The sequence below is a fragment of the Sphingobium algorifonticola genome, assembly GCF_004005485.1.
In the GTDB taxonomy this organism is placed as follows: Bacteria; Pseudomonadota; Alphaproteobacteria; order Sphingomonadales; family Sphingomonadaceae; genus Sphingobium; species Sphingobium algorifonticola.
Genome location: NZ_RZUL01000001.1, coordinates 957,739 through 979,721 on the forward strand (window position 1 = coordinate 957,739; position 21,983 = coordinate 979,721).

A 21,983-nucleotide genomic window follows, 5' to 3' on the forward strand; every position below is an offset into this window, starting at 1 on the left:
GCGCCGTGCCCCTTCCCGCTCTTGCCGCCGCTGCCGCCTTTGCCAAGTTGCCATCGCACAGGGCAACCCCCGCCGTAAAGTGGCATAGGCGAGGCAGCCCTGTGCATCGACAACGCGCTTGCAAAAGCAGCGTCTTGCGTTCCCCGCTTGCCCTCGAGTCGTTGCAGTGCTTATGAAGTGCAATGATCCTTAATTGTCCGCAGTGCGCCACGCGATACATTGTCCCGGACAGCGCCATAGGCCCGGCAGGACGTCAGGTCCGCTGCGCCTCGTGCAAGCATAGCTGGTTTCAGGAAGGCGCTGCCTTGCCCGAGCGGCCGGCAGCGGCAATGCCTGCGATGAGCGCGGCATCCGCAACCCCGCCGGTGCCCGATGCAGCCGCATCTTCGCACATGCCGACGGAACCCGAACAGGAAAGCGCATCCGTCACAGAGAGCATCGACGCACCGGCTAGCGTGGCCCCGGTGGCAACTGCTGTTCAACCGCCCGACGAGGAAGCCGACGCCTCGCAGGATTATGACAGTTTTGCGCCTGAGCCACCATTTCGGCCACGGCGCAACCCGGCCCGACTCTGGCTGATCGGCGGCATCCTCTTCCTGATCGCGATCAGCGCCACCGGTGCCGCCCTGTATCGGTTCGGCGTTCCGGGCTGGGCCGTCAATCTGGGCCTGGCAAGCAACATGGAAGAACCGGACCTTCTGTTCTACCTTGCGAAGCCCGCCGAAAGGCGGAAACTGCCGACCGGGGAGGAGTATTTCGCCTTCAGTGCGCGGATCGTGAACAGCGGCGAAACGATGCAGGCCGTGCCGCCAGTGCTTGTGGAGCTGCGCGACAAGCAGAACCGACTGGTCTTCAGCTGGATGACCAAGGCGGACAAGGCGCAGCTGAAACCCGGCGAGGAAACCGCCATCAGCGAAAGCCGCCTCGACATCCCGAAAAATGCGGAAAATCTGTCGCTCGCCTTCGTGGACAAAGGCCGATAGGCGCGCGACTTGCGACGCGCCAACCAAGCGGGCGCAACGGCCCGACAACACCGACACATCCCGCCTTTTCGCCGCTTGCAAGGTCTGCCCGCCTTTGCTAGGTGCCTGCCCCTACCAAGGTGTCGGCCCGGCCGACTTCTTCATGCACTGTGCGGTCGTGGCGGAATTGGTAGACGCGCAACGTTGAGGTCGTTGTGGCCGAAAGGCCGTGGAAGTTCGAGTCTTCTCGACCGCACCAATTGCAGATAACCCATATTTATCAGACAATTAGCTCATAGGCTTCAAATGCGTTCGCCCGAAAGGCGCTGGCACAGCATGTCGAGCTGATCGAGGGTCGAATAGCGCAGGGTAAGCAATCCTGCTCCGCCCTGACCCGCGCCATGTGCGATATCGACCTTGAGGCCGAGGATATCCGCCAGATGCTGTTCAAGAGCCGCAATGTCGGCATCCTTTCCGCGCAACTGCCCACCACTGCCTGGCCGTGGCGCCGCATCCCCTGTACGGGCCTTGCGGACCAGCTTTTCCGTCTCGCGCACCGAAAGGCCCTTGTGCTCGACCGTCCGGGCCAGTGCCTCGCAATCGTCGGCACCGATCAACGCCCGAGCATGCCCCATGCTGATCCGCTGCTCCATCACCGCACGCTGAACCGGCATTGGAAGGTCAAGCAGACGCATTAGATTGGCGACATGACTGCGCGATTTGCCGACGAGACGACCGAGCGCCTCCTGGCTATGGCCGAATTGCCCGATCAGCTTGCGATACGCTTCAGCCTCTTCGATCGGATTGAGGTCTTCGCGCTGAATATTCTCAATCAACGCAATTTCGAGCGTCTCGGCTTCGTCAAAATCACGCACGATGGCCGGGATGCGATGCAATTGGGCACGCTGGGCGGCGCGCCAGCGCCGTTCACCTGCAACGATCTGATAGCCCGATCCGCGCGGGCGCACGATGATGGGCTGAATGACGCCGCGTTTGGCGATGCTGTCTGCCAGTTCCTGCAAGGCCCCATCGTCAAAATGGCGGCGCGGCTGGTCCGGATGAGGCTGTATCAGTGCAATTTCGATGCTCTGGATCGACGAGCCAGGCTTACTGCTGCCGGCAGAAACCGATTCTTCCTGCGCGGTATCGCCCAGCAACGCCGACAAGCCCCGGCCCAGGCCATGGGGACGCTTCACTATTTTGGTCGCTGCCTTCGCTGCGGCATTGTCTTGCTTGTTCGTCCCGGTCACGCAGCAACCTCTTCTCTGTGCGGTAAACGCCCGATCAGTTCGCGCGCCAATTGCATATAGGCCTCCGATCCGGCGCAGCGATAGTCGTAGATCAGTGCCGGCATGCCGTGGCTGGGTGCTTCGGACAAGCGGACGTTGCGCGGTATCACGGTCTTGAAAACGACATCGCCAAGGCAGGCGCGCACATCGTCCGCCACCTGATCAGTCAAGCGATTACGCCGGTCGTACATGGTAAGCGCCACCCCCATGATAGATAGGCCTGGATTGAAGCGTCCCCGGATGCGATCAACGGTTTGCAGCAATTGCGACAAGCCTTCGAGCGCAAAGAACTCGCATTGCAACGGCACCAGCAACGCCTGTGCCGCAACCATGGCGTTGATCGTCAGCAGGCCCAGCGAAGGCGGGCAATCGATCAGGCAGATGTCCCACTGGCCCTGTTCTGCCTTGTCCAGCGCCTGCTGAAGACGATGTGTCCGCTGCTCATAGTCGATCAGCTCTATTTCCGCACCGGACAGATCCTGCGTCGCGGGCAAGATGTCGAGTTTGGGAACGCGGGTAGCCAGAACGGCATCCGCTACATCGCAATCGCCGATCAGCACATCGTAACTGGACTGCTGCCTTTCCGCATGACTGATGCCCAGACCGGTCGACGCGTTACCTTGGGGATCAAGGTCAATCAGCAGTGTCCGATGCCCGGTAGCCGCAAGCGCGGTAGCGACATTAATCGCAGTAGTGGTTTTTCCGACGCCACCCTTTTGGTTGGCAATCGCAATGCGGATCATCGGCGGCCTTTCCTGCGGACCGATCGCGCCACGACAACCGCGCTATCCGGATCGGTCACACTATGTTCCACGTGAAACAGCCCGTGCCAATCCTTGGCTGCATCATCGATATCACTCTGCCAGCTTTTGCCTTTGGGTAACAGCCAAAAGCTGCCTGCGTCGGCAAGATGATGCGCCGTCGCGAAGAGGCGCGGCATAGGTGCAAAGGCGCGGGCACTGATAACCGTGGCGGGCTGCTCCAGTTGGAGCGTTTCTACCTTGCCTGCGAAAATCCGAACATTATCGAGACGCAGTTCAGCAACCACATGAGCAAGAAAATCAATGCGACGGCGGCGCGACTCTACAAGGGTCACCAGCCATGGGGACAGTATGGCGATGATAACGCCCGGCAGGCCGGCACCTGAGCCAAGATCGATCCAGCCAGCGCGCCCTGTATCCATTTTGGGTGCTGGGGCGAGAGGCAATAATTGCGCGCTATCGACAATGTGGCGGGCCCACACATGATCGCGCGTAGACTGGGCAATCAGATTCTGATGCTGCATTTCATCCAACAGCAACGCGACATAACCGTTCAGTCGCGCAAACGCTTCACGTGAAACATCATGACAGGCAAGCCAGGCACGCGCCTCTTCTTCCGTCATGCGGCGCGGCGTCGGACGTGGACCAGAATAGCAGCCAAAGCCGCGGGCGTTATTCCGCGTATCCGGCCTGCAGCCGCCAGCGTATCGGGGCGAGCGACCTCCAGCCGCTCAAACATTTCCTTCGAGAGTCCGCCAATGCTGGCATAATCCATGTCATCAGGAAGCAGCAACGCCTCATTGGCACGAAGCGCATGTATCTCGCTTGCCTGCCGATCGAGATAAGGTGCGTAACGCGCATCCTCTACGATTTCCTCGCGTATGTCAGCGTCAGCAGCACGCCATTCCGCACAAAGCCTGTCAAACATGTCCAAATTGACTTCGGGGAAGCGCAACCATTCCAACAGGCTCCGACGCATGCCGTCTTGCCGGACCGGCGCACCGGCTGCCTGCATTTCTGACGCCGTAACCGTTCGCCCGAGTGCCTGAACAAGAGCGTCGCGCCGGAGCTGACGATCGCCGAAGACCTTGGCGCGTTCGGCACCGATAAGACCGTGCGCGGTGCCGATCGGGGTCAGGCGCGTCGCGGCATTATCCGCCCGCAGGAGCAAACGATATTCAGCGCGCGCGGTGAGCATGCGATAAGGCTCCGTCACCCCCTGCAAGACAAGATCATCGATCATCACGCCGATGTAGCTGCTTGCACGATCGAGAATAATGGGTGGGCGCGAAAGCGCTTCGGCGGCAGCATTTGCACCCGCGACCAGCCCCTGTGCCGCCGCCTCCTCATAGCCGGTCGTCCCGTTGATCTGTCCCGCGCAGTAGAGGCCTGACAATGCGCGAAGACCCAAACGACGGTCCAATGCGCGCGGATCAACATAGTCATATTCTACGGCATAGCCCGGAACGACGATATCGGCACGTTCCAGCCCCGCAATTGACCGCACCATCTCCAGCTGAACATCACTCGGCAACGAGGTACTGATCCCGTTGGGATAGACGAGCGCGTCATCCAGTCCCTCCGGCTCCAGAAAAATCTGATGCCCGTCGCGATCGCCAAAACGGAAAATCTTGTCCTCAATCGAGGGACAATAACGCGGCCCCTGGCCCTCGATGGCGCCACTGAAAAGCGGAGACCGGCCCAGGCCATCGCGGATAATGGCGTGGGTCCGCATATTGGTGCGCGTGACGGCGCAAAAACTTTGCGACAGCACCCGCCCCGCCGATTGCGGCGACATAGTCCATGTGCCTGGATCGGATGGCTGGACATCAAGAGCAGCCCAATTGATGGTACGGCCGTCAAGACGTGGCGGCGTTCCCGTCTTCAGTCGACCCATAGGAAGGGCGAGCGCGCGCAACTGTGCCGCGAGCAATTGCGCTGCCTGCTCCCCTGTGCGTCCGCCGACCATCCGCTCCTCACCGCGAAACAGCGTGGCACCGAGGAATGTGCCGGTTGCGAGCACAACCGTGGCCGCGCGCAACGTCCTGCCGTCGCGAAGGTTGAGCCCGCCAACACGGCCCGCTTCGATGATCAGCGATTCGGCCTCGCCTTCGATGATGTCCAGAGACTCGCAGGCCTCGAGCATCGCTTGTATCGCCGCCCGATAGCGGCGGCGATCAGCCTGAACGCGTGGGCCCTGCACTGCCGCGCCCTTGCTTGCATTCAGCATGCGATAATGAATGGCACCGGCGTCAGCCGCTCGCGCCATCAGCCCATCAAGCGCATCGACCTCCCGGACCAAGTGCCCCTTGCCCAATCCGCCAATTGCCGGATTGCACGACATCGCACCAACGGTTTTGCGATCGAATGTAACGAGCGCGACACGCGCACCCATGCGTGCAGCAGCGGCGGCAGCCTCGCAACCGGCATGGCCGCCACCGACCACGATTACATCCAGATCCCTATTTCGCATGAGCGATCCATAGCGATAATGCCGGTCATCGTCAAAGATCGCATCATGCTGTTCCACGTGGAACAGCCTATTTCCCGATGCAGAAGGTTCCGAACAACGCGTCGAGCATATCCTCGGTCCCGGCCTTGCCGGTTAACTGGTCAATCGCCCCACGCAGCAGGCGTAGTATTTCCGCCACTACGAGAGTATCGGACTGGTCGCGCGCTTCAGCAATCAGTGTTGCGATATGCTCCAGTGCTTCGCGTTGCTGCCTATGCAGGGCATAGCCGTCATCTCGTGGCAACAAGGCCGAAGCCCGTTGCCCGATTGCATCGAGCAGAGCATCAAGTCCTGCACCAGATACGGCCGACAGCGCCAACTGCCCTCCTTCGGCCATGGTCCAATCCTTTCGATCGGACTGTGCCGCTATGCAAAGGGAATCGGGCCGCGGTGCGGCCTGCGGTTCGCCGAGCCACAAGAGAATATCCGCCGCTTCAATGGCCTCATGCGCACGATCGATGCCGGTCTGCTCGATACGATCATCTGTATCATTGCGAAGCCCTGCCGTGTCCGTGAAGACATAGGCGATGCCGTCGATAGCGACAGGCACTTCGATACGATCTCGGGTCGTCCCTGCGATGCTGGATATGATCGCTGCTTCGCGGCCCACAAGTCGGTTTAACAAGGTCGATTTACCGGCATTCGGCGGTCCGGCAATGACAACGCGAATGCCGTCACGCAACCGCTCGGCGGCAGGCCGCGACAGCTCGTGCCGCACCTGTTCGCCCAGCGCGCGCAAGCCTTCCGCAATGACCAATTCCATTCCATCGTCGGGAACATCGTCGGCATCGGAGAAGTCGAGCACCGATTCGGCTAGCGCCGCCAACCGCACGATTTCGCTGCGCCATGTTTCAAGTCGTCGGGAAAAATCACCCTGCGCCATCGCCATGGCGGCGCGCCGTTGCGTCTGTGTTTCGGCGAGCAGCAAATCCGACAGACCTTGCGCCTCGTTCAGATCGATCCGCCCGTTCAGAAAGGCCCGACGCGCAAATTCGCCTGGTTCGGCAAGGCGACATCCCGCCTGACGGGCGAGCATCAGCAGCAAAGCGGCTGTGACAGCACGGCCACCGTGGCAATGCAGCTCGGCCAGATCCTCGCCGGTGGCTGTCTTTGGGCCGGGAAACCACAAGGCCAGACCCCGGTCGATCACGTCGCCATCCGCCGGATCGGCCATCGTCACATAGGTCGCAACCCGCGGCGCTGGTATGCGGCCAACAACAGCACGCAACGTTGTAGCGGCGGCCGGGCCACTGATCCGTATGATGCCGATACCTGCGGGTGGCTGGCCGCTGGACAAGGCAAAAATGGTATCGGCAGACAAGCGTTCGCTACCCGTCCTTCTTGCCCGTGATGGAACCACTGCCCATTCCGCTGCCCGAAAGGCCGATATCCATCATCTGTTTGAAAAGCCGCATGCCGGCATCACCCATGGGCGAAAAACTGCGGAACAGATTCTCCATCTGGTCAAGACTGACCGTACCGTCCATCGTTTCCAGCATCGTCTGTACATATTTGTCATGAATGGGCGACACATCGGGCAAGCCTAGAAATGTGCGTGCCTCTTCCGGTGTGCATTCAACGTCAACGGTCACTTTCACGTTCTGCCCTTTCCAACGCGCCCACTGCCAGCCGCAATGCTGCCATCATGGCGCAACAGCGCATGAAATGCCAGTTTTGCCGCTTCGGCAGGCTATCGTCCTTGAATTGCCATGGATCGACGTCATTATGCGATGCGGCAATCAGGTTGAAACTTGGGACGATGAGCAAGAAGATTCCAAAACCAACGCTCGCTGCTGATGCGCCGTTCGACGCTTATGTCACCCGGCGGGACAATCTATTCGAAGCGGATTCATCCTCATGCATGAGATTGTCGGCGTCAACGAGCGCATTTGCGGCAATTGCGCTATCCGGGCGGACGCCGACGATATCGTGTATGCCCCCAATCTGCACGGGGGCCTCCAGCTGCACATCAGCCTGAGCGAAGATACTTCCGATTTTCACTAGCAAGCATCTGATATTATGAGACAATTTAACACAAATTGGAATACAAACGATATTGAAGCGCTAATCAGAGCTGTCCAATCGGCGGGCAAGCCAACTGCCGACGTCTTCGCGGACCAACTCGCATGATGGCCCGGCCTTGGCGCATGGTGGCGCGTACGCACGGCGGGCCGGAGGTGATTGTGCGGGAGGATTTCGATCCCGGCCTGCCGGGCATCGGCGAAATGCTGATCGAACAGGATGCCATCGGGATCAACTTCATCGACACCTATTACCGTTCCGGCCTTTATCCCGCGCCGATGCCCATATCGCTTGGGTCGGAAAGCACCGGACGGATCGTTGCGATCGGCCCGGATGTCTCGGACTATGCGATTGGCGATCGGGTTGGCTGTGTGCATGGCTTGGGCAGCTATGCGACGCATCGCATTGTTTCGGCGGATAAGGTCGTGCCGATTCCCGACGGGATTTCCAGCGAAGACGCGGCGGCCTCGATGCTGAAGGGAATGACGGCCTGCTATCTCGCGGAAGACATGATACCACTCCGCCCGGGACAGGTCGCGCTTGTCCTGGCGGCGGCTGGGGGTGTCGGGTCGATGCTCGTGCCCTGGTTGCGCGACAAGGGTGTCATTGTCATTGCACATAGTGGCTCTGCGACCAAAGCCGCGAAGGTAATGGCCGACCATAGTCTCCACACGCCGTTTGACAGCCTTGCGGACCAAGTGCGTGATCTGACCGACGGGAAAGGCGTGGACGTGGTGTACGATGGCGTGGGCAAGGATAGCTGGACCGCATCGCTCGGTTCCCTCAGGCGCCGTGGCCTGTTGGTAAGCTATGGTAACGCGTCGGGCGCAGTGCCCCCGGTCAGCTTGCTCGACCTCAGCAAAGGCGGGTCACTCTATGTCACGCGGCCGACATTGTTCGATTATGTCGCCACGCCGCACGATCTTGCGCATACCGCCGATCGCCTGTTTGACCGCATGCAACGCGGCGTGGTCCAGGCGAATATCGGTCAGCGATACGCACTGGCCGATGCCGCAGAAGCACATCGCGCGCTGGAATCCCGCGTAACGACAGGATCAACGATATTGCTGCCCTGATGGCTCAGGAAAACAGCGTCAATATTCCTACCTGCTGATCGGTGACGCCTTCATAGATCATCTTAGCGGCGACATAGACAATGACGGCCAGGCCAAGATAGGCGATCCAGCGGAACCGCTCGATATATTTCGCGATCACATTGGCAGCGATGCCCATCAGCGCGACCGACAGAATAAGGCCGATGATAAGGATGCCGGGATGATCCCGCGCCGCGCCGGCGACCGCCAGCACATTGTCCAGACTCATGCTGACATCGGCCACCGCGACCGCCCATGCGGCCGCCGCAAAGCTCTTGGCGGGCTTGACGCCGCTGCGTTCGTCACCCTCGATCTCGGCCGAACCGACGCTCTGCCCGGCAGGATGCAGTTCGCGATACATTTTCCAGCTGACCCACAGCAGCAGCAAACCGCCCGCTAGAATAAGGCCAACGATCTGCATAAGCTGGCTGACAACCAGTGCAAAACCGATACGCAGCACTAAGGCTGCGATGATACCGATCAGGATGACTTTTTTGCGCTGGTCCGCAGGCAGGCCCGCCGCAAGCGCACCGACGACGATCGCATTGTCGCCTGCGAGCAGGATGTCGATCATCAGCACTTGGCCAAAGGCGGCCAGCGCGCTCGGCGAGCCGATATTGGCGAAATCCGCGACGATATGGCCCCAGATCTCGGCAGGCGAGCCAAGCGAGGTCGCAGCGGCACTGGCCATGGTCAGCAGGTCAATCAACAGACATCTCCGGTAAGCCTCTTTGGAACGTCAGTGCGCGCGTGACGACAGCAGCGCAGCGCAGGCTCACTGATTCATGGAATCAAAGAAATCCTCGTTAGTCTTGGAATCCTTCATCTTGTCGAGCAGGAACTCCATGGCATCGACCGTGCCCATCTGCATGAGGATTCGCCGCAAGACCCACATCTTGCTGAGCTTGCCCTTGTCGACCAACAATTCTTCCTTGCGCGTGCCGGACTTGCCGACATCGAGCGCGGGGAAGATACGCTTGTCCGCAACCTTGCGATCGAGCACGATTTCACTGTTGCCGGTGCCCTTGAACTCTTCGAAGATCACTTCGTCCATGCGGCTGCCGGTATCGATCAGCGCGGTGGCGATGATCGAAAGCGAACCGCCTTCCTCGATATTGCGCGCCGCACCGAAAAACCGCTTGGGCCGCTGGAGCGCGTTGGCATCGACACCGCCGGTCAGCACCTTGCCGGATGACGGAACGACAGTGTTGTAGGCACGGCCCAGGCGTGTGATCGAATCGAGCAGGATGACGACATCCTTCTTGTGCTCGACAAGACGCTTGGCCTTTTCGATCACCATTTCGGCGACCTGGACATGGCGTTGCGCGGGTTCGTCGAAGGTCGAGGATACGACTTCGCCTTTCACGCTACGCTGCATGTCGGTCACTTCTTCCGGACGCTCGTCGATCAGCAGCACGATCAGGAACACTTCGGGGTGATTATCGGTGATGGCCTTGGCGATGTTCTGCAGCAACACCGTCTTGCCGACGCGTGGGGGCGCGACAATCAGCGCGCGCTGGCCCTTGCCTTGCGGGGATATGATGTCGATCACCCGAGCGGACTTGTCCTTGACCGTCGGGTCCAGCGTATCGAGCGTCAGCTTCTCTTCAGGATAGAGCGGTGTAAGATTATCGAAATTGACGCGATGACGCACGGCATCGGGATCGTCGAAATTAACCGAGCTGATGCGTGTCAGCGCGAAATAGCGTTCGCCATCCTTGGGTGCCCGGATTTCGCCTTCAACCGTGTCGCCGGTCCGCAGCCCATGTTTGCGAACCTGGTTGGGAGAGACATAGATATCATCGGGGCCGGCGAGATAATTGGCCTGCGGACTGCGCAGGAAACCGAAACCGTCGGGCAAGACCTCGATGGTCCCCTCGCCCATGATTTGTGCGCCATTTTCCGCCTCCGCCTTCAAAATGGCGAACATCAGATCCTGCTTGCGCAGGGTCGACGCACCTTCCACGCCCAGCTCCTCGGCCATGGAGACCAGTTCAGCGGGCGTATTTTTCTTGAGGTCTTTAAGATGCATCGGGTGACGTTCCGGCGGATATGACGATGGGAAAAGGTGCCGGCTCGAGCGGAAGTACGGAATAACGTCGTGCGTCCGAGCGGCTGAAGAGACCTCAAGCGTTAGGCGGGGGCAAAGACCAAGTCAAGGCGGTGTACAACGCACCGTCGCATCGCTGAACTGCCGCCCATTCAGAATGGCTTGACGATGACCAGTATCACCACGACGGCAGCGGCGATTCCGGGGACTTCGTTCAGCAATCGCAGCTTCTTGTCCGTGAGCGTGCGTTCCCCCCGCGCCAGCTTCTTGGCATAGCCACCCAGCCAGCCATGATAGCCCGAGAGCGCGACCACGAGCAGCAGTTTCAAGTGGAACCATCCCATCGTCCAGGCGCCGATGTCATAAGCGAGCAGCAGTCCCAGCACCCAGACGATCACCAGCGAGGGATTGAGGATTATGCGCAGCAGTTTTGCTTCGCGGTCGATCCATTTGCGATCTTCGTCCGATCCAACCGGCACTTCCTGATGATACACGAAAAAGCGCGGCAGCATGAAAAGGCCCGCCATCAGAAAGATGACGAAAATGAGATGTGCAGCCTTCACCCAAAGATAGGCCGCCCCAAGCAAACTCATGGTCAGTGCCTCATGTTTCGGCCCGCGACGCCAGCGGAGTCCGCACCAGTGTAATCAGCGCCTCAACATGGTCAATCGGCGTGTCGAGAAGGATGCCGTGGCCAAGGTTGAAGATGTGCGGACGGTCGGCGAACGCGGCCCGGATGTTGGCAACGGCTTCCGCCAGACCGGGACCACCCGACACCAGCGCCAGCGGATCAAGATTGCCCTGTACGGCCATGCCTTTCGGCAGAACAGCGTTAGCCCAGTGCGGATCGACCGTTTCATCAAGGCCAATGGCATCGACGCCGGTGCCCTCCGCATAGTCTACCAGCTTTGCACCTGCGCCCTTGGGAAAGCCGATAACAGCAACGCCGGGCCGCCGCGCTTTCACTGCGGCAACGATCTTCGCATTCGGCCGAATGACCCAGCGATCGAACTCCAGCGGTGCCAGGCTGCCGGCCCAGCTATCGAACAACTGGATCGCCTCGACACCTGCGTCGATCTGGCCGCAGAGATATTCGACGGTTGCGTCGGCGATCGCGTCGATGATCGCACCGAAGCGCGCCGGATCGCTGTAGGCCAGACGTCGTGCCGCACCCTGATCCTTGCTGCCCTGCCCCGCGATCATATAGGTCGCGATGGTCCACGGACTGCCGGCAAAGCCCAGCATCGTCACGTCGGCCGCCAGTTGTGCCTTCACCTGTCGCACCGTCTCGTAGATCGCATCGAAACGGCTGTGGTCTGCGACCAGCGTGTCGAGCTGGGTGACATCGAGCGTAGGGGCAAGGCGTGGGCCTTCCCCTGCCTCGAACCACAATTTCTGTCCCATGGCATAGGGCACGATGAGAATGTCTGAAAACAGGATCGCGCCATCGAAAGCGAAGCGGCGCAAGGGTTGTACAGTGACTTCCGCTGCGGCTGCGCTGTCATAAACCAGTTCCAGAAAACCGCCCTTTTCTGCCCTTAGGGTGCGATACTCGGGCAGATAGCGACCGGCCTGTCGCATAAGCCACATAGGCGGTGGATCGAGCCGCTCCCCGGCAATGACACGCATGAGAGGTTTGGGCGATTGCATGATGTCGGCCACAGCTATGTCGGCTCCGTTTCTATATTCTAGTTTATATAAAGGAGAATGTTGAAGATGATGGTCAGTTGGCGATGGGGGTAATCGACTGTCCGCGCAATTGCCAACAGTTTGACTCCATTCAATGTCTGATTTCGGGCAGAGTCGATAGGCTTTTCCCCGTTATCCACAGGCTGTGGATCAAAACCGCGGCTTGTGGGAGGGCTGTGGATGAAATCCCGGCAAAGGGGCACTGTTACGAGGGCGTCAGTTACCACCGCTTTCCTCCCTTGCTTTATCCACAACCTGCCAACACTATTGCCCGATGACACGCCTGCATCTTCATCTCCTGTCGGATTCCACTGGTGAGACGCTGGAAAACATTGCGAAGGCAGGCATTGCACAGTTCGAGAATGTCGAGGCGATCCGCCATTTCTGGCCGATGGTGCGGTCCGAACTCCATCTCGACCGGATCATGGAAGAAATCGCGGTTCATCCCGGCCTTGTTCTCTTCACGCTCGCGAACAGCGATTTGCGGCGGAAGCTGGAGAACCGCTGCCGCGCGTTGGGACTGCCACATGTGGCGGCACTCGATACCGTCACGGATGCCATGTCGAATATATTGGGGCAAGAAACCCGAAATCGGCCCGGGCGAAAACATATTCTCGATGAAGCCTATTTCGCACGCATCGAGGCCATACAGTTTACCATCGCCCATGATGACGGCGTAGGACATGACAACTGGGAGGAAGCCGATATCGTCCTGGCGGGCGTTTCCCGTGCATCAAAGACGCCGACGTCGATCTATCTGGCCAATCGCGGATACAAGACCGCTAATATTCCGCTGGTGATGGAATCACCGCCACCCGCCAATCTTTATCGTCTGAAGCATCCCATGGTGGTCGGTTTGACGATCAGCCCGGAGCGGCTGGTGCAGGTTCGTCGTAATCGGCTGCTGTCGCTCAACCAGGCCCCGGAAACCGCCTATGTCGACATTGAGCGGGTCCAGGCCGAAGTTGCATTTGGTCGACGCCTTTTCGCCGACCACGGCTGGCCGGTGATCGATATGACGCGCCGGTCGATCGAAGAGGCGGCAGCGGCGATCATCAATCTGTTCAACGAAAGGGTATTGAAAGAAGGGGGGCAGAAAGGCGCATGAGCCTCCGTCTCGTCCTTGCCTCGCAAAGTGTCGCGCGCCGTGCGCTGCTGACGGCAGCCGCTGTCCCGTTCGACGCGGTTGCGCCCGGTGTCGACGAAGAGGCCGCAAAAGACGCGCTGCGTGCGGACGGATTGGACGCGCGGGCGTTGGCCGATGCGCTGGCGGAGCTCAAGGCGCTGCGTGTGTCGCGCCAGGCGCCGGGGGATCTCGTGCTCGGTTGCGATCAGACGCTGTGTCTGGACACTGGGGGCATGATCGACAAGGCTGTCGATCGGGGGGACGCGAAAAGGATATTGACGCTGCTGTCGGGCCGCGCCCACTATCTGCATAGTGCGGCCGTCATCGCGCAGGGCGGAACCGCAATCTGGCGGCATGTCGAGCGCGTCAAGATGATCATGCGACCGCTGTCCGCTGCGTTCATCGACACCTATCTGGATACCGAATGGGATCATTGCCGCTGGTGCGTCGGCTGTTATCGGATCGAGGGGCCGGGTGTGCAGCTTTTTGCGCGTATCGAAGGCAGTCAGTTTGCGATTCAGGGCTTGCCGCTGCTGCCTTTGCTTGACTTCCTGCGCGTCCGCGGTTTCCTGCCATCATGACCCAGGGAATGCCTTATGCCGAAGTGATCGGCGATCCGATCGCGCACAGCAAATCGCCTGCCATCCATAATTTCTGGCTGCAAAAACTCGGCATCGAAGCGGAATATCGGAAGACCCATGTGACCGCAGATGGCCTGTCCGCCTATTTCCTTGAACGGCGGGCCGATCCCGACTGGCTGGGGTGCAACGTGACGATACCCCACAAGATCGCGGTGATGGACTATACTGACGATCCGGGCGGCGTGCGCAGCCGCATCGGTGCGATGAACACCATTGCCAGCGAAACTGGCGGTCCCCTCATCGGCACCAATACCGATGCGGGCGGCTTCCTCCAGCCGCTCATTGCCCGCAAGTTCCGTCCCGCGCATGCTCTATTGGTAGGTAGCGGCGGCGCGGCCCGTGCCATCCTGTTTGCATTGACGACTTTCGGTGTTCCCGCGATCACGATCATGGCGCGCAATGCGGACAAGGCACAGGCGCTGCTCGATGGCGCTGGCGTCGCGGGAAATGTCATAGGGATGGAGGATCGGCTCCCGCCGGTGGACCTGCTGGTCAACAGCACGTCGCTCGGCATGGACGGCCAACCCGCGCTGGCGCCGGATCTGGCGCCGCTGCCTGCCAGTGCGCTGGTCTATGACATCGTCTACGCGCCGCTCGAAACACCCCTGCTCACCGCGGCCGACGCGCGGGGGCTGTCGATCGTGGATGGTCTGGAGATGCTGATCGGGCAAGCCGCGCTGGCCTTTGACATCTTCTTCGATGCCGCTGCGCCGCGGGAGCATGACGCGGAACTGCGCGCCCTGTTGACGGCCTGACGCAACGCCGATGGTGCGCGTCTGGGGCCTTACTGGATCGATCGGCATGGGTAAGTCCGCCGTTGCCGCGATGCTGATGCGTCAGGGCGTTCCCGTCTTCGATGCCGACGCCGAAGTCCACCGTCTTCAGGGTCCCGGTGGCGCGTTGCTGTCTCAGATCGAGGCGCGTTTTCCCGGTACGACAGGGGCGCAGGGCGTCGATCGCGCCAGGCTCGGCGCGGCGGTGTTTGCGCATCCGCACGAGCGCAAGGCGCTGGAAGCGATCGTCCATCCCGCCGTGCAACGCGCACGGGCGGCCTTTCTGCGGCACAATCGCGCGCGTCGCGTCGTCGTGCTCGACATCCCGCTGCTGTACGAGACGCATGCCGACCGCTGGCTGGCAGGGGTTATCGTCGTGAGTGCGCCGCACTGGAAGCAGCGCAAGCGGGTATTGACGCGGCCTGGCATGTCGCCGCAGAAGTTCGCCCGGATTCGCCGGTTGCAAACGTCCGACGCGGAAAAGTGTCGCCGCGCCGACATCATCATCGACACCGGCGGCAGTTTCGATCGGACGCGTGTTCAGGTGCGCCGTCTGGTCGCTTGCCTTAACGCGAAAGCAGGCCGATAAAACATTTTGGCATTGGCGGAAGACTCATGCGCGAGATCATATTCGATACCGAGACGACAGGATTCGATCCTGCCACAGGTGACAGGCTGGTGGAGATCGGCTGTATCGAACTGATCAATCGCGTACCTACCGGCCAAACCTTCCACGCCTATTTCAATCCGCAGCGCGCCATGCCGGCCGCTGCTGAGGCTGTACATGGCCTTTCCGACATTTTTCTGAGCGACAAGCCGCTATTCCGCGACGGCGTGGACGCGCTGCTGGCGTTCCTGGGCGATTCTCCACTGGTTGCACACAATGCCAAGTTCGATTTCGGTTTCCTCAATCACGAACTGAAGCTGATCGCGCGCGACCCCATTTCGTTCGACCGTATGATCGATACCGTCGCCATTGCCCGTAGCCTGCATCCCGGCGCCAAACACAGCCTTGATGCCCTTTGCACCCGCTACGGCATCGACCGCAGCCATCGGGTAAAACATGGCGCACTGCTCGATGCCGAACTCCTGGCGCAGCTCTATATCGAGTTGACGGGCGGACGGCAGATCGGCCTCACCCTGGCGCAAGAAGCGGGCGATGCTCCGGCGAGCAAGGAACGTGGTCCCGTCCCAACCGTTCGGCCATTGCGTGCCGCGCGCCCCCATCGGGCAAGCATCGAAGAACTGGAGCGGCATAAAGCGTTCGTCGCAACGCTGGAAAAACCGCTCTGGCTTGCCGGACCAGCGGCCTGAACGCTGTTCCGGCAAAACGCCGCGCCTCAGTCCTCAGGGCGGGTGCAGCACGCTCACCGGCCCGCCTTCCCCGGCGGTCCGGCTCGCATAAGGAGAAGGCAAGATGGATATTCGTGTTTCCGGTCATCAGGTCGATACGGGTGACGCGCTCAAGCAGCACGTCTGGACGCGGCTCGAAACTATGGCCGAGAAATATTTCGCGCGCGCGATTTCCGCGCAGGTGACGTTCCGGCCGGCACCGCATGGTGCATTCCATTGCGACATCGTATGTCACGTCATGAGCGGACTGATCCTGAAAGGTGCCGGAGAGGCCCAGGATGCGCACGTCTCTTTCGATCAGGCCGCCGATCGAATCGAGAAGCAGTTGCGCCGCTACATGCGTCGGCTCAAGGATCGTCATGCACAGACCGCCGCGGCCGAAGCACAACGCGCCAACGGGGTCGATGCACTCGCCTTCGACGGTGCGGGCTATACGGTGTTCGCCACGCCCGAGGAGGATGTCGAGGCGGACGATGCCCCGCTGATCGTGGCCGAAACGCGCGTCGATATACCCGAGGCCAGCGTGTCGGACGCAGTCATGATGCTCGACCTGCGCAATACCAATGCCCTGCTGTTTCTCAATGCGGGGACATCCGCGTACAACATGGTCTATCGCAGGAATGACGGCACGATCGGCTGGGTGGAGCCGCGCGCTTGAATGGATCGCCCTGAGGTCATGGGGGCAGGCGAAAGGATAGTCGGCCTGTCCCCAGTGGCTTTGCCGTGCAAGCATTGACGATCGCGCTGTGCCGCTCTAATGCGCCGATCTTTGGTTCGGATAGGATATGCGGCGCAGGCAGCAGGCCGGTCGAAATTGCTGTGCCCCCGCGCGGCCCGGAATATCCGGCGTTTAGGTACAAAATGGTCCATTTTGACGACATATTGACGCCGGAGGCGCTGGCGACAGCCGCGATCGTAGCGGGCAAGAAGCAGCTTTTCCAGAAGCTGGGTGAGATGGCGGCCAGCGTATATGGTCTCCCCGCCGATGTGGTGTTCGACCGTCTGACCGAGCGAGAGCGTCTCGGTTCGACCGGTTTTGGCGGTGGCGTCGCCATCCCGCACGCGAAGATACCTGATCTCGACCGGGTGCGGGCTATCGTGGTGTTGCTCGAAACGCCGCTTGCGTTCGACGCTGTGGATGACGCGCCCGTCGATGTGGTGTTCGCGCTGCTGTCGCCGGTCGATAGCGGTGCTGAACATCTGAAAACGCTGGCACGGGTTTCCCGATATCTGCGTAACGAGGCGCAGATCACCCGCCTGCGCGGCGCGGGATCACGCGAGGCTCTGTTTGCCTTGTTGTCCGGCAATGAGGCGCGTGACGCCGCCTGAAGCCCGCCAGCCTGCGCCGGGTCCAGCACCGAGCGGCGAAGAGGCGCATTTTCGTGCCCTGGAGCAGCTTTACATGTCTGCGCCGATCAACCGATTGTTCCGGTCCACGCTGGCCATCCCGGCACCTGGCATCTCGCACATCGATTTCGATGTCGATGCTGGCGTCTATCATGCCGCAGGCGCGGTGCACGGAACCGTCTATTTCAAGATGCTGGACGACGCGGCCTTCTACGCCGCCAACAGCCTGGTCAGCGATCGTTTTCTGCTGACGACCAGTTTCAACTTGCTTTTCACGCGCCCTATCCACGCCGGAACGCTCCGCGCCGAAGGGCGCTGGATCAGCGGTCGCCGCCGCGTCTATGTGGCCGAAGCGAGCCTGATTGATGCGGATGGCGAGGAAGTCGGGCGCGGCACCGGCACGTTCATGCGGTCGCAGTTTCCGCTCTCATCGCTGCCTGGCTACCGCGCGGCATGAGCGGGCCGCGACTCGCGGCCAATATGCTCGTCGGGGCGTTGATCCGTCAGGTTCAGCAAGCGGGCGGCTTTGCGACCGTCGTGCACCGCGGCGATCCGACAAGCGGTGTTATTCTCCTGCAATGTCTCGAACGCGGGAAACCGTGCGGCCTTTTCGAGCGTGTGGCAGATGGCAGCGGCGGCTATCGCATCGAACCCTGCGGTCCGTCGGATCATTTGGACTCCCCCGGAATTGACAGTTATATCGCCCGCCGGCGTCGTGCCGATCCCGACCTGTGGCTGATCGAACTCGATGTCGCACAGGCGGAACGCTTGGCCGCTGCGATACTGCGCTGATTGTTGACTTAGCGGAACGTCTCGCTCATAGGCGCTGCACTTTCCATGCGCAGGTTGCCGTATCATCGTTCAATGGGGGCGAACGCGGTAAACACGCAGACGGGGAGCGACTTGGCGCAAGACAAGCCCAGATGCAAGGGCGCGGCGTGCGAGACGACTCACCGCATGTTTCTGGGTTATAATGAGTTTTCGTTTGAAGGTCGCGACCGTGACCGCCTTTACCTTGTCAGCCATCGCCGCAGTTCTTGCAAGCGATGCATCGATAGCCGCCGGATCGAACGAGACGTTGCCCGTCACCATCCGTCCGCTGCAGGCCAATCACGCTCCGCAGGCTGCGGGAATAAGTTTCGCCGCGCCGCGTGAGGTGGTTCAGCCCACCGACGTCCCCTCAACGTCCAATGGGGAAAAAGTTTCCGATATCGCGCAGCCGCCGGCCTCGCTGGCCGATCTGGTCGATTCCCACCCTGTGCCCGCCTCTCTCGACGAAAATCTGCGCTGCCTGGCCAGCGCGGTCTACTATGAGGCGAAGAGCGAAAGCCTGACCGGCCAGCTTGCTGTGGCACGCGTCATCATCAATCGCGCACGGTCGGGCCGTTTCGCTGACAGCCTGTGCGGCGTCGTGCGTCAGCCGAGCCAGTTCAGCTTTGTGCGTGGCGGAACGATTCCGCAGCCGAGCACCGCCAGCGCCGACTGGCAGGATGCCGTTGCCATCGCGCAGATTGCGCTGAAGGATGCATGGCAGACCCCGGCGGAAGGGGCGCTCTATTTCCATGCGCGCCGGGTTTCGCCGGGCTGGGGCAAGCCGCGCCTCGCCGCGATCGACAATCACATCTTCTACCGCTGAGATACCCGCAGCCGCGGCGCGCCTCCCAAGGCAGCATCCGCGAGAATTGGGGGAGAGGAGGAAAGGGCCGATCCGGGAAACCGGAATCGGCCTTTTCTTTGTTCTTCTCTTGTTCTAATGCCAATCGATGACTGCCGCCCCTGTGAGTGACTGTTCACCGATGACCGACGGGACCGCCATGGCCGTCGCGCGTGGTGTGCTGCGTCTGTTTCAGCGGCACGACCTGTTCGGTGTGCTCGAAGTCCCCCTGCCCAACGCGCGACGCGCCGACATCATGGCGCTCGATGCCGCAGGGCATATCATCATTGTCGAAATCAAGTGCAGCCGGGCCGATTTGCTGGGCGATGCCAAATGGGGCGATTATTTCGACTATTGCGATCGTTTTTTCTGGGCAGTGCCGTCCGGGTTCGATCTTACGCCTTTCGAGGGTTCGTCGCTTTGGCCGCAGCGGACCGGGTTGATCGTTGCGGATCGTTATGATGCGGAAATCCTGCGCCCCGCCCCGATCGAGCCCTTGTCCTCGGCGCGGCGCAAGGCCGAAACCCTGAGGCTTGCGCGCCGCGCCGCCCGCCGTTTGACGGCCCTCCACGATCCCGATTATCCGGCAGAAATCGGCTTTTGATCGCTATGGATGGCTGCGGCCGAAATCGGGAGCAGGATCGTCCTGCCCTTCCTCGATGATCGAACGGCGAATCGCACGCGTTCGGGTGAACAGGTTGAACAGCGCGTCGCCGTCATTCCAGCGAATCGCCCGCTGCAGGGCGGACAGATCTTCCGAAAAACGCTGGAGCATTTCCAGCACCGCATCCTTGTTGGACAGGAACACGTCACGCCACATGGTGGGATCGCTTGCAGCGATGCGCGTGAAATCGCGAAAGCCGCCGGCGGAATATTTGATGACTTCCGAACGTGTTACATCCTCCAGATCGCTGGCGGTCCCCACGATGGTATAGGCGATCAGATGGGGCAGATGGCTGGTGACGGCCAGCACCAGATCATGGTGGGCCGCGTCCATCGTCTCCACCAGCGCGCCAACCTCTCGCCACAGATCGGCGATGCGCGCGACAGCCGCCGGATCGGCCTCCGCAGGTGGCGTGATGATACACCAGCGGCCGGTGAACAGGCTGGCAAAGCCTGCCTCCGGCCCGCTATTCTCGGTGCCCGCGACGGGATGCGCCGGGATCACGCGATGGTGCGGCAAGGCCGCGGTCAGGCTCGCCAGTATCTCCGCCTTGCATGATCCCACGTCGGATATGATCGCCTCGGGCGGCAGGTCATCGCGAATCGACGCGGCGACATCCGCCATGGCGCGAACGGGCACACAAAGTATCACCAGATCGGCGTCGGCCACGGCGGCCCCGGCGGTATCGGTGATGGCATCGGCCAGCTTCAGCCTGCGCGCGGTTTCCCGCACGTCCGGGCTCGCGTCATGTCCGATCAGCGTGACCGTCGGCATCGCCTCGCGGATCGCCAGCAGCAGCGACGATCCGATCAGGCCAAGTCCGATAACACTGATCCGGGAAAAGCCTGTCCCGAGCGCAGCCGAGGGAGACAGCATCAAGCCGCTGTGGCCAGAGCGCGCAGGATGCGGGCGACATCGCGCGTCTGCTCCTCCGTGCCGATCGTGATGCGCAGACCGTTGGTCAGCCCCTGCCCGGCCAGCCAGCGCGTCGCATAGCCTTCCGCCATAAGGGCGTTCATGGCGGCTTCGGCGGTAAGGGCGCCCTCGAACAGAATGAGCAGGAAGTTCGCTTTGCTCGGCACGACGCGCAGGCCGTGGTTGCCCAGCGCCGTGATTTCTCCTGCCAGCCACTCGCGCCATTGCCGATTGTGCGCGCGGCTGCGCGCGACCCACGCGTCATCGCGGATCGCTGCAATCGCCGCTGCCTGGCCTGCTGTCGTCACGTTGAACGGCGCACGAATGCGGTGCAGCGCGTCGATGATCGCCGCCGAAGCATAGCCCCAGCCGATGCGTTCCGCCGCAAGCCCGTGAATCTTGGAGAAAGTGCGTGTCACAAATATGTTGTTCGCAGTTTGCGCCAGCGCCAGGCCGCCGTCGTCCTCCTCCGGTTCCAGATACTCGGCATAGGCTTGGTCCAGCACCAGCAGGATGTCGGACCGTAGTCCGGTGTGCAGCCGAGCGATTTCCGCCGCGGATGTCATCGTGCCGGTGGGATTGTTGGGATTGGCAAGGAAGACGACGCGGGTCTTGTCCGTCACGGCGCCAAGCAATGCATCGACATCAGTGGCATAATCCTTGTCGCGGGCGATCACCGGCGTAGCGCCCACGCGTCGCGTGGCGATATCATATACGGAAAAGCCATGTCGGACGTACAATACTTCATCACCCGGGCCGGCAAAGGCGCTGGCGGCGATGTGCAGCAGTTCGTCCGATCCGGTACCGTAAATGACGCGCGCTGGGTCCAGACCGAATGCCGCGCCGATCGCTTCGCGCAGTTGCACCGCGCCAGGATCGGGATATGTCCTCAGATCCCCCGTAGCCGCCATCAAGGCCGCGCGTGCGCTTTCGCTCGTGCCGAGGGGGTTTTCATTGGCGGACAGCTTGATAAGCGGCCGCCCATCCGCCGCGCTCGCCTTGCCTGGCACATAGGCCGAAATGTCCATGATCCATGGCTTTGGCTGGGGCGTGCCGGATTTGATAATTGTATCCTGTGTCATGGCAGGGGCTTTAGCGGCAAAGCCGTCTGGCGCAAAGGGGGCGCGCGAC

At 61.2% G+C, this 21,983-nt stretch carries 26 protein-coding genes, 1 tRNA gene and 1 pseudogene; 15 read left to right on the forward strand and 13 right to left on the reverse strand.

Going from position 1 to position 21,983, the window contains the following annotated elements; all coding sequences use genetic code 11:
* Positions 1-182: 182 nt before the first annotated feature.
* Positions 183-278 (forward strand): annotated as a pseudogene (locus tag ENE74_RS18690) (MJ0042-type zinc finger domain-containing protein); the annotation flags it as partial.
* Positions 279-289: 11 nt separating this feature from the next.
* Here the strand turns inward: ENE74_RS18690 and ENE74_RS18695 are convergent.
* Positions 290-439, reverse strand: a complete 150-nt coding sequence (locus ENE74_RS18695; RefSeq protein WP_338142978.1) for a hypothetical protein — start codon at positions 437-439, stop codon at positions 290-292.
* A gap of 25 nt (positions 440-464) precedes the next feature.
* Here ENE74_RS18695 and ENE74_RS18700 point away from each other — a divergent pair, with 25 nt between their 5' ends.
* A complete protein-coding gene (locus ENE74_RS18700; protein WP_338142979.1) occupies positions 465-983 on the forward strand; it encodes a hypothetical protein in 519 nt (172 codons plus the stop codon).
* Positions 984-1,134: 151 nt separating this feature from the next.
* Positions 1,135-1,221 (forward strand) — tRNA-Leu (locus ENE74_RS04400).
* 43 nt (positions 1,222-1,264) lie between these two features.
* Here ENE74_RS04400 and ENE74_RS04405 read toward each other — a convergent pair.
* The 6 genes from ENE74_RS04405 to ENE74_RS04430 form a co-directional block, all read right to left on the reverse strand.
* Positions 1,265-2,212 (reverse strand): ParB/RepB/Spo0J family partition protein, encoded by a 948-nt coding sequence (locus ENE74_RS04405; RefSeq protein WP_127689376.1) that lies wholly within the window; start codon positions 2,210-2,212, stop codon positions 1,265-1,267.
* Positions 2,209-2,994 carry a ParA family protein gene (locus tag ENE74_RS04410; RefSeq protein WP_127689377.1) on the reverse strand — a complete coding sequence of 262 codons (786 nt, stop codon included), beginning with the start codon at positions 2,992-2,994 and terminating at the stop codon, positions 2,209-2,211. Before ENE74_RS04410 ends, ENE74_RS04405 begins: the two co-directional genes overlap by 4 nt.
* A complete protein-coding gene (rsmG, locus tag ENE74_RS04415; protein ID WP_127689378.1) occupies positions 2,991-3,635 on the reverse strand; it encodes a 16S rRNA (guanine(527)-N(7))-methyltransferase RsmG in 645 nt (214 codons plus the stop codon). Before rsmG ends, ENE74_RS04410 begins: the two co-directional genes overlap by 4 nt.
* Positions 3,632-5,485 carry a tRNA uridine-5-carboxymethylaminomethyl(34) synthesis enzyme MnmG gene (gene mnmG, locus ENE74_RS04420; RefSeq protein ID WP_127689577.1) on the reverse strand — a complete coding sequence of 618 codons (1,854 nt, stop codon included), beginning with the start codon at positions 5,483-5,485 and terminating at the stop codon, positions 3,632-3,634. The genes rsmG and mnmG overlap by 4 nt, the downstream gene beginning before the upstream one ends.
* 67 nt (positions 5,486-5,552) lie before the next feature.
* Complete coding sequence (gene mnmE / locus ENE74_RS04425; RefSeq protein ID WP_127689379.1) at positions 5,553-6,845, reverse strand: tRNA uridine-5-carboxymethylaminomethyl(34) synthesis GTPase MnmE; 1,293 nt, start codon at positions 6,843-6,845, stop codon at positions 5,553-5,555.
* A 7-nt stretch (positions 6,846-6,852) separates the two neighbouring features.
* On the reverse strand, positions 6,853-7,122 hold the full coding sequence (locus ENE74_RS04430) for a DUF6489 family protein (protein ID WP_127689380.1): 270 nt from the start codon (positions 7,120-7,122) through the stop codon (positions 6,853-6,855).
* 531 nt (positions 7,123-7,653) lie between these two features.
* On the opposite strand from ENE74_RS04430, the gene ENE74_RS04435 reads away from it, so the two are divergent.
* A complete protein-coding gene (locus tag ENE74_RS04435) occupies positions 7,654-8,622 on the forward strand; it encodes a quinone oxidoreductase family protein (RefSeq protein WP_241241842.1) in 969 nt (322 codons plus the stop codon).
* Between the two features lie 4 nt (positions 8,623-8,626).
* On the opposite strand, the gene ENE74_RS04440 is transcribed toward ENE74_RS04435, so the two are convergent.
* The 4 genes from ENE74_RS04440 to hemE all read right to left on the reverse strand — a co-directional run bounded on the left by ENE74_RS04440 (position 8,627) and on the right by hemE (position 12,340).
* Positions 8,627-9,331, reverse strand: coding sequence for a YjbE family putative metal transport protein (locus ENE74_RS04440; protein ID WP_420902560.1), 705 nt, complete (start codon positions 9,329-9,331; stop codon positions 8,627-8,629).
* A gap of 84 nt (positions 9,332-9,415) precedes the next feature.
* Complete coding sequence (gene rho, locus ENE74_RS04445; RefSeq protein WP_127689382.1) at positions 9,416-10,672, reverse strand: transcription termination factor Rho; 1,257 nt, start codon at positions 10,670-10,672, stop codon at positions 9,416-9,418.
* A 170-nt stretch (positions 10,673-10,842) separates the two neighbouring features.
* Positions 10,843-11,283, reverse strand: a complete 441-nt coding sequence (locus ENE74_RS04450) for a CopD family protein (protein ID WP_127689383.1) — start codon at positions 11,281-11,283, stop codon at positions 10,843-10,845.
* Positions 11,284-11,293: 10 nt separating this feature from the next.
* Positions 11,294-12,340 carry a uroporphyrinogen decarboxylase gene (hemE, locus tag ENE74_RS04455; RefSeq protein ID WP_127689579.1) on the reverse strand — a complete coding sequence of 349 codons (1,047 nt, stop codon included), beginning with the start codon at positions 12,338-12,340 and terminating at the stop codon, positions 11,294-11,296.
* A gap of 313 nt (positions 12,341-12,653) precedes the next feature.
* On the opposite strand from hemE, the gene ENE74_RS04460 reads away from it, so the two are divergent.
* The 11 genes from ENE74_RS04460 to ENE74_RS04510 all read left to right on the forward strand — a co-directional run bounded on the left by ENE74_RS04460 (position 12,654) and on the right by ENE74_RS04510 (position 19,877).
* Complete coding sequence (locus ENE74_RS04460; RefSeq protein WP_127689384.1) at positions 12,654-13,487, forward strand: pyruvate, water dikinase regulatory protein; 834 nt, start codon at positions 12,654-12,656, stop codon at positions 13,485-13,487.
* Positions 13,484-14,086, forward strand: a complete 603-nt coding sequence (locus tag ENE74_RS04465) for a Maf family protein (RefSeq protein WP_127689385.1) — start codon at positions 13,484-13,486, stop codon at positions 14,084-14,086. The genes ENE74_RS04460 and ENE74_RS04465 overlap by 4 nt, the downstream gene beginning before the upstream one ends.
* Positions 14,083-14,901 carry a shikimate dehydrogenase gene (gene aroE, locus ENE74_RS04470; protein ID WP_127689386.1) on the forward strand — a complete coding sequence of 273 codons (819 nt, stop codon included), beginning with the start codon at positions 14,083-14,085 and terminating at the stop codon, positions 14,899-14,901. The genes ENE74_RS04465 and aroE overlap by 4 nt, the downstream gene beginning before the upstream one ends.
* Before the next feature lie 13 nt (positions 14,902-14,914).
* Positions 14,915-15,508, forward strand: a complete 594-nt coding sequence (coaE, locus tag ENE74_RS04475; RefSeq protein WP_127689580.1) for a dephospho-CoA kinase — start codon at positions 14,915-14,917, stop codon at positions 15,506-15,508.
* Between the two features lie 26 nt (positions 15,509-15,534).
* Positions 15,535-16,233: a DNA polymerase III subunit epsilon gene (dnaQ, locus tag ENE74_RS04480; RefSeq protein WP_127689387.1), complete on the forward strand. Its 699-nt coding sequence runs from the start codon at positions 15,535-15,537 to the stop codon at positions 16,231-16,233.
* Positions 16,234-16,336: 103 nt separating this feature from the next.
* Complete coding sequence (hpf, locus tag ENE74_RS04485) at positions 16,337-16,930, forward strand: ribosome hibernation-promoting factor, HPF/YfiA family (protein ID WP_127689388.1); 594 nt, start codon at positions 16,337-16,339, stop codon at positions 16,928-16,930.
* 203 nt (positions 16,931-17,133) lie between these two features.
* Positions 17,134-17,601: a PTS sugar transporter subunit IIA gene (locus ENE74_RS04490; RefSeq protein ID WP_127689389.1), complete on the forward strand. Its 468-nt coding sequence runs from the start codon at positions 17,134-17,136 to the stop codon at positions 17,599-17,601.
* Positions 17,579-18,076 carry a PaaI family thioesterase gene (locus ENE74_RS04495; RefSeq protein WP_127689390.1) on the forward strand — a complete coding sequence of 166 codons (498 nt, stop codon included), beginning with the start codon at positions 17,579-17,581 and terminating at the stop codon, positions 18,074-18,076. Before ENE74_RS04490 ends, ENE74_RS04495 begins: the two co-directional genes overlap by 23 nt.
* The gene (locus tag ENE74_RS04500) at positions 18,073-18,411 is read left to right on the forward strand and encodes a DUF1491 family protein (RefSeq protein ID WP_241241815.1); all 339 of its coding nucleotides are present in this window, start codon (positions 18,073-18,075) and stop codon (positions 18,409-18,411) included. Before ENE74_RS04495 ends, ENE74_RS04500 begins: the two co-directional genes overlap by 4 nt.
* Positions 18,412-18,592: 181 nt before the next feature.
* Entirely contained in the window at positions 18,593-19,255 is a 663-nt protein-coding gene (locus ENE74_RS04505; RefSeq protein ID WP_127689391.1) for a cell wall hydrolase, read from the forward strand.
* A gap of 127 nt (positions 19,256-19,382) precedes the next feature.
* Positions 19,383-19,877: an MmcB family DNA repair protein gene (locus tag ENE74_RS04510; protein ID WP_127689392.1), complete on the forward strand. Its 495-nt coding sequence runs from the start codon at positions 19,383-19,385 to the stop codon at positions 19,875-19,877.
* Positions 19,878-19,880: 3 nt separating this feature from the next.
* On the opposite strand, the gene ENE74_RS04515 is transcribed toward ENE74_RS04510, so the two are convergent.
* Both ENE74_RS04515 and hisC read right to left on the reverse strand, forming a co-directional pair.
* A complete protein-coding gene (locus ENE74_RS04515; protein ID WP_127689582.1) occupies positions 19,881-20,813 on the reverse strand; it encodes a prephenate/arogenate dehydrogenase family protein in 933 nt (310 codons plus the stop codon).
* Positions 20,813-21,934: a histidinol-phosphate transaminase gene (gene hisC, locus ENE74_RS04520; RefSeq protein ID WP_127689393.1), complete on the reverse strand. Its 1,122-nt coding sequence runs from the start codon at positions 21,932-21,934 to the stop codon at positions 20,813-20,815. The genes ENE74_RS04515 and hisC overlap by 1 nt, the downstream gene beginning before the upstream one ends.
* Between the last annotated feature and the right edge of the window lie 49 nt (positions 21,935-21,983).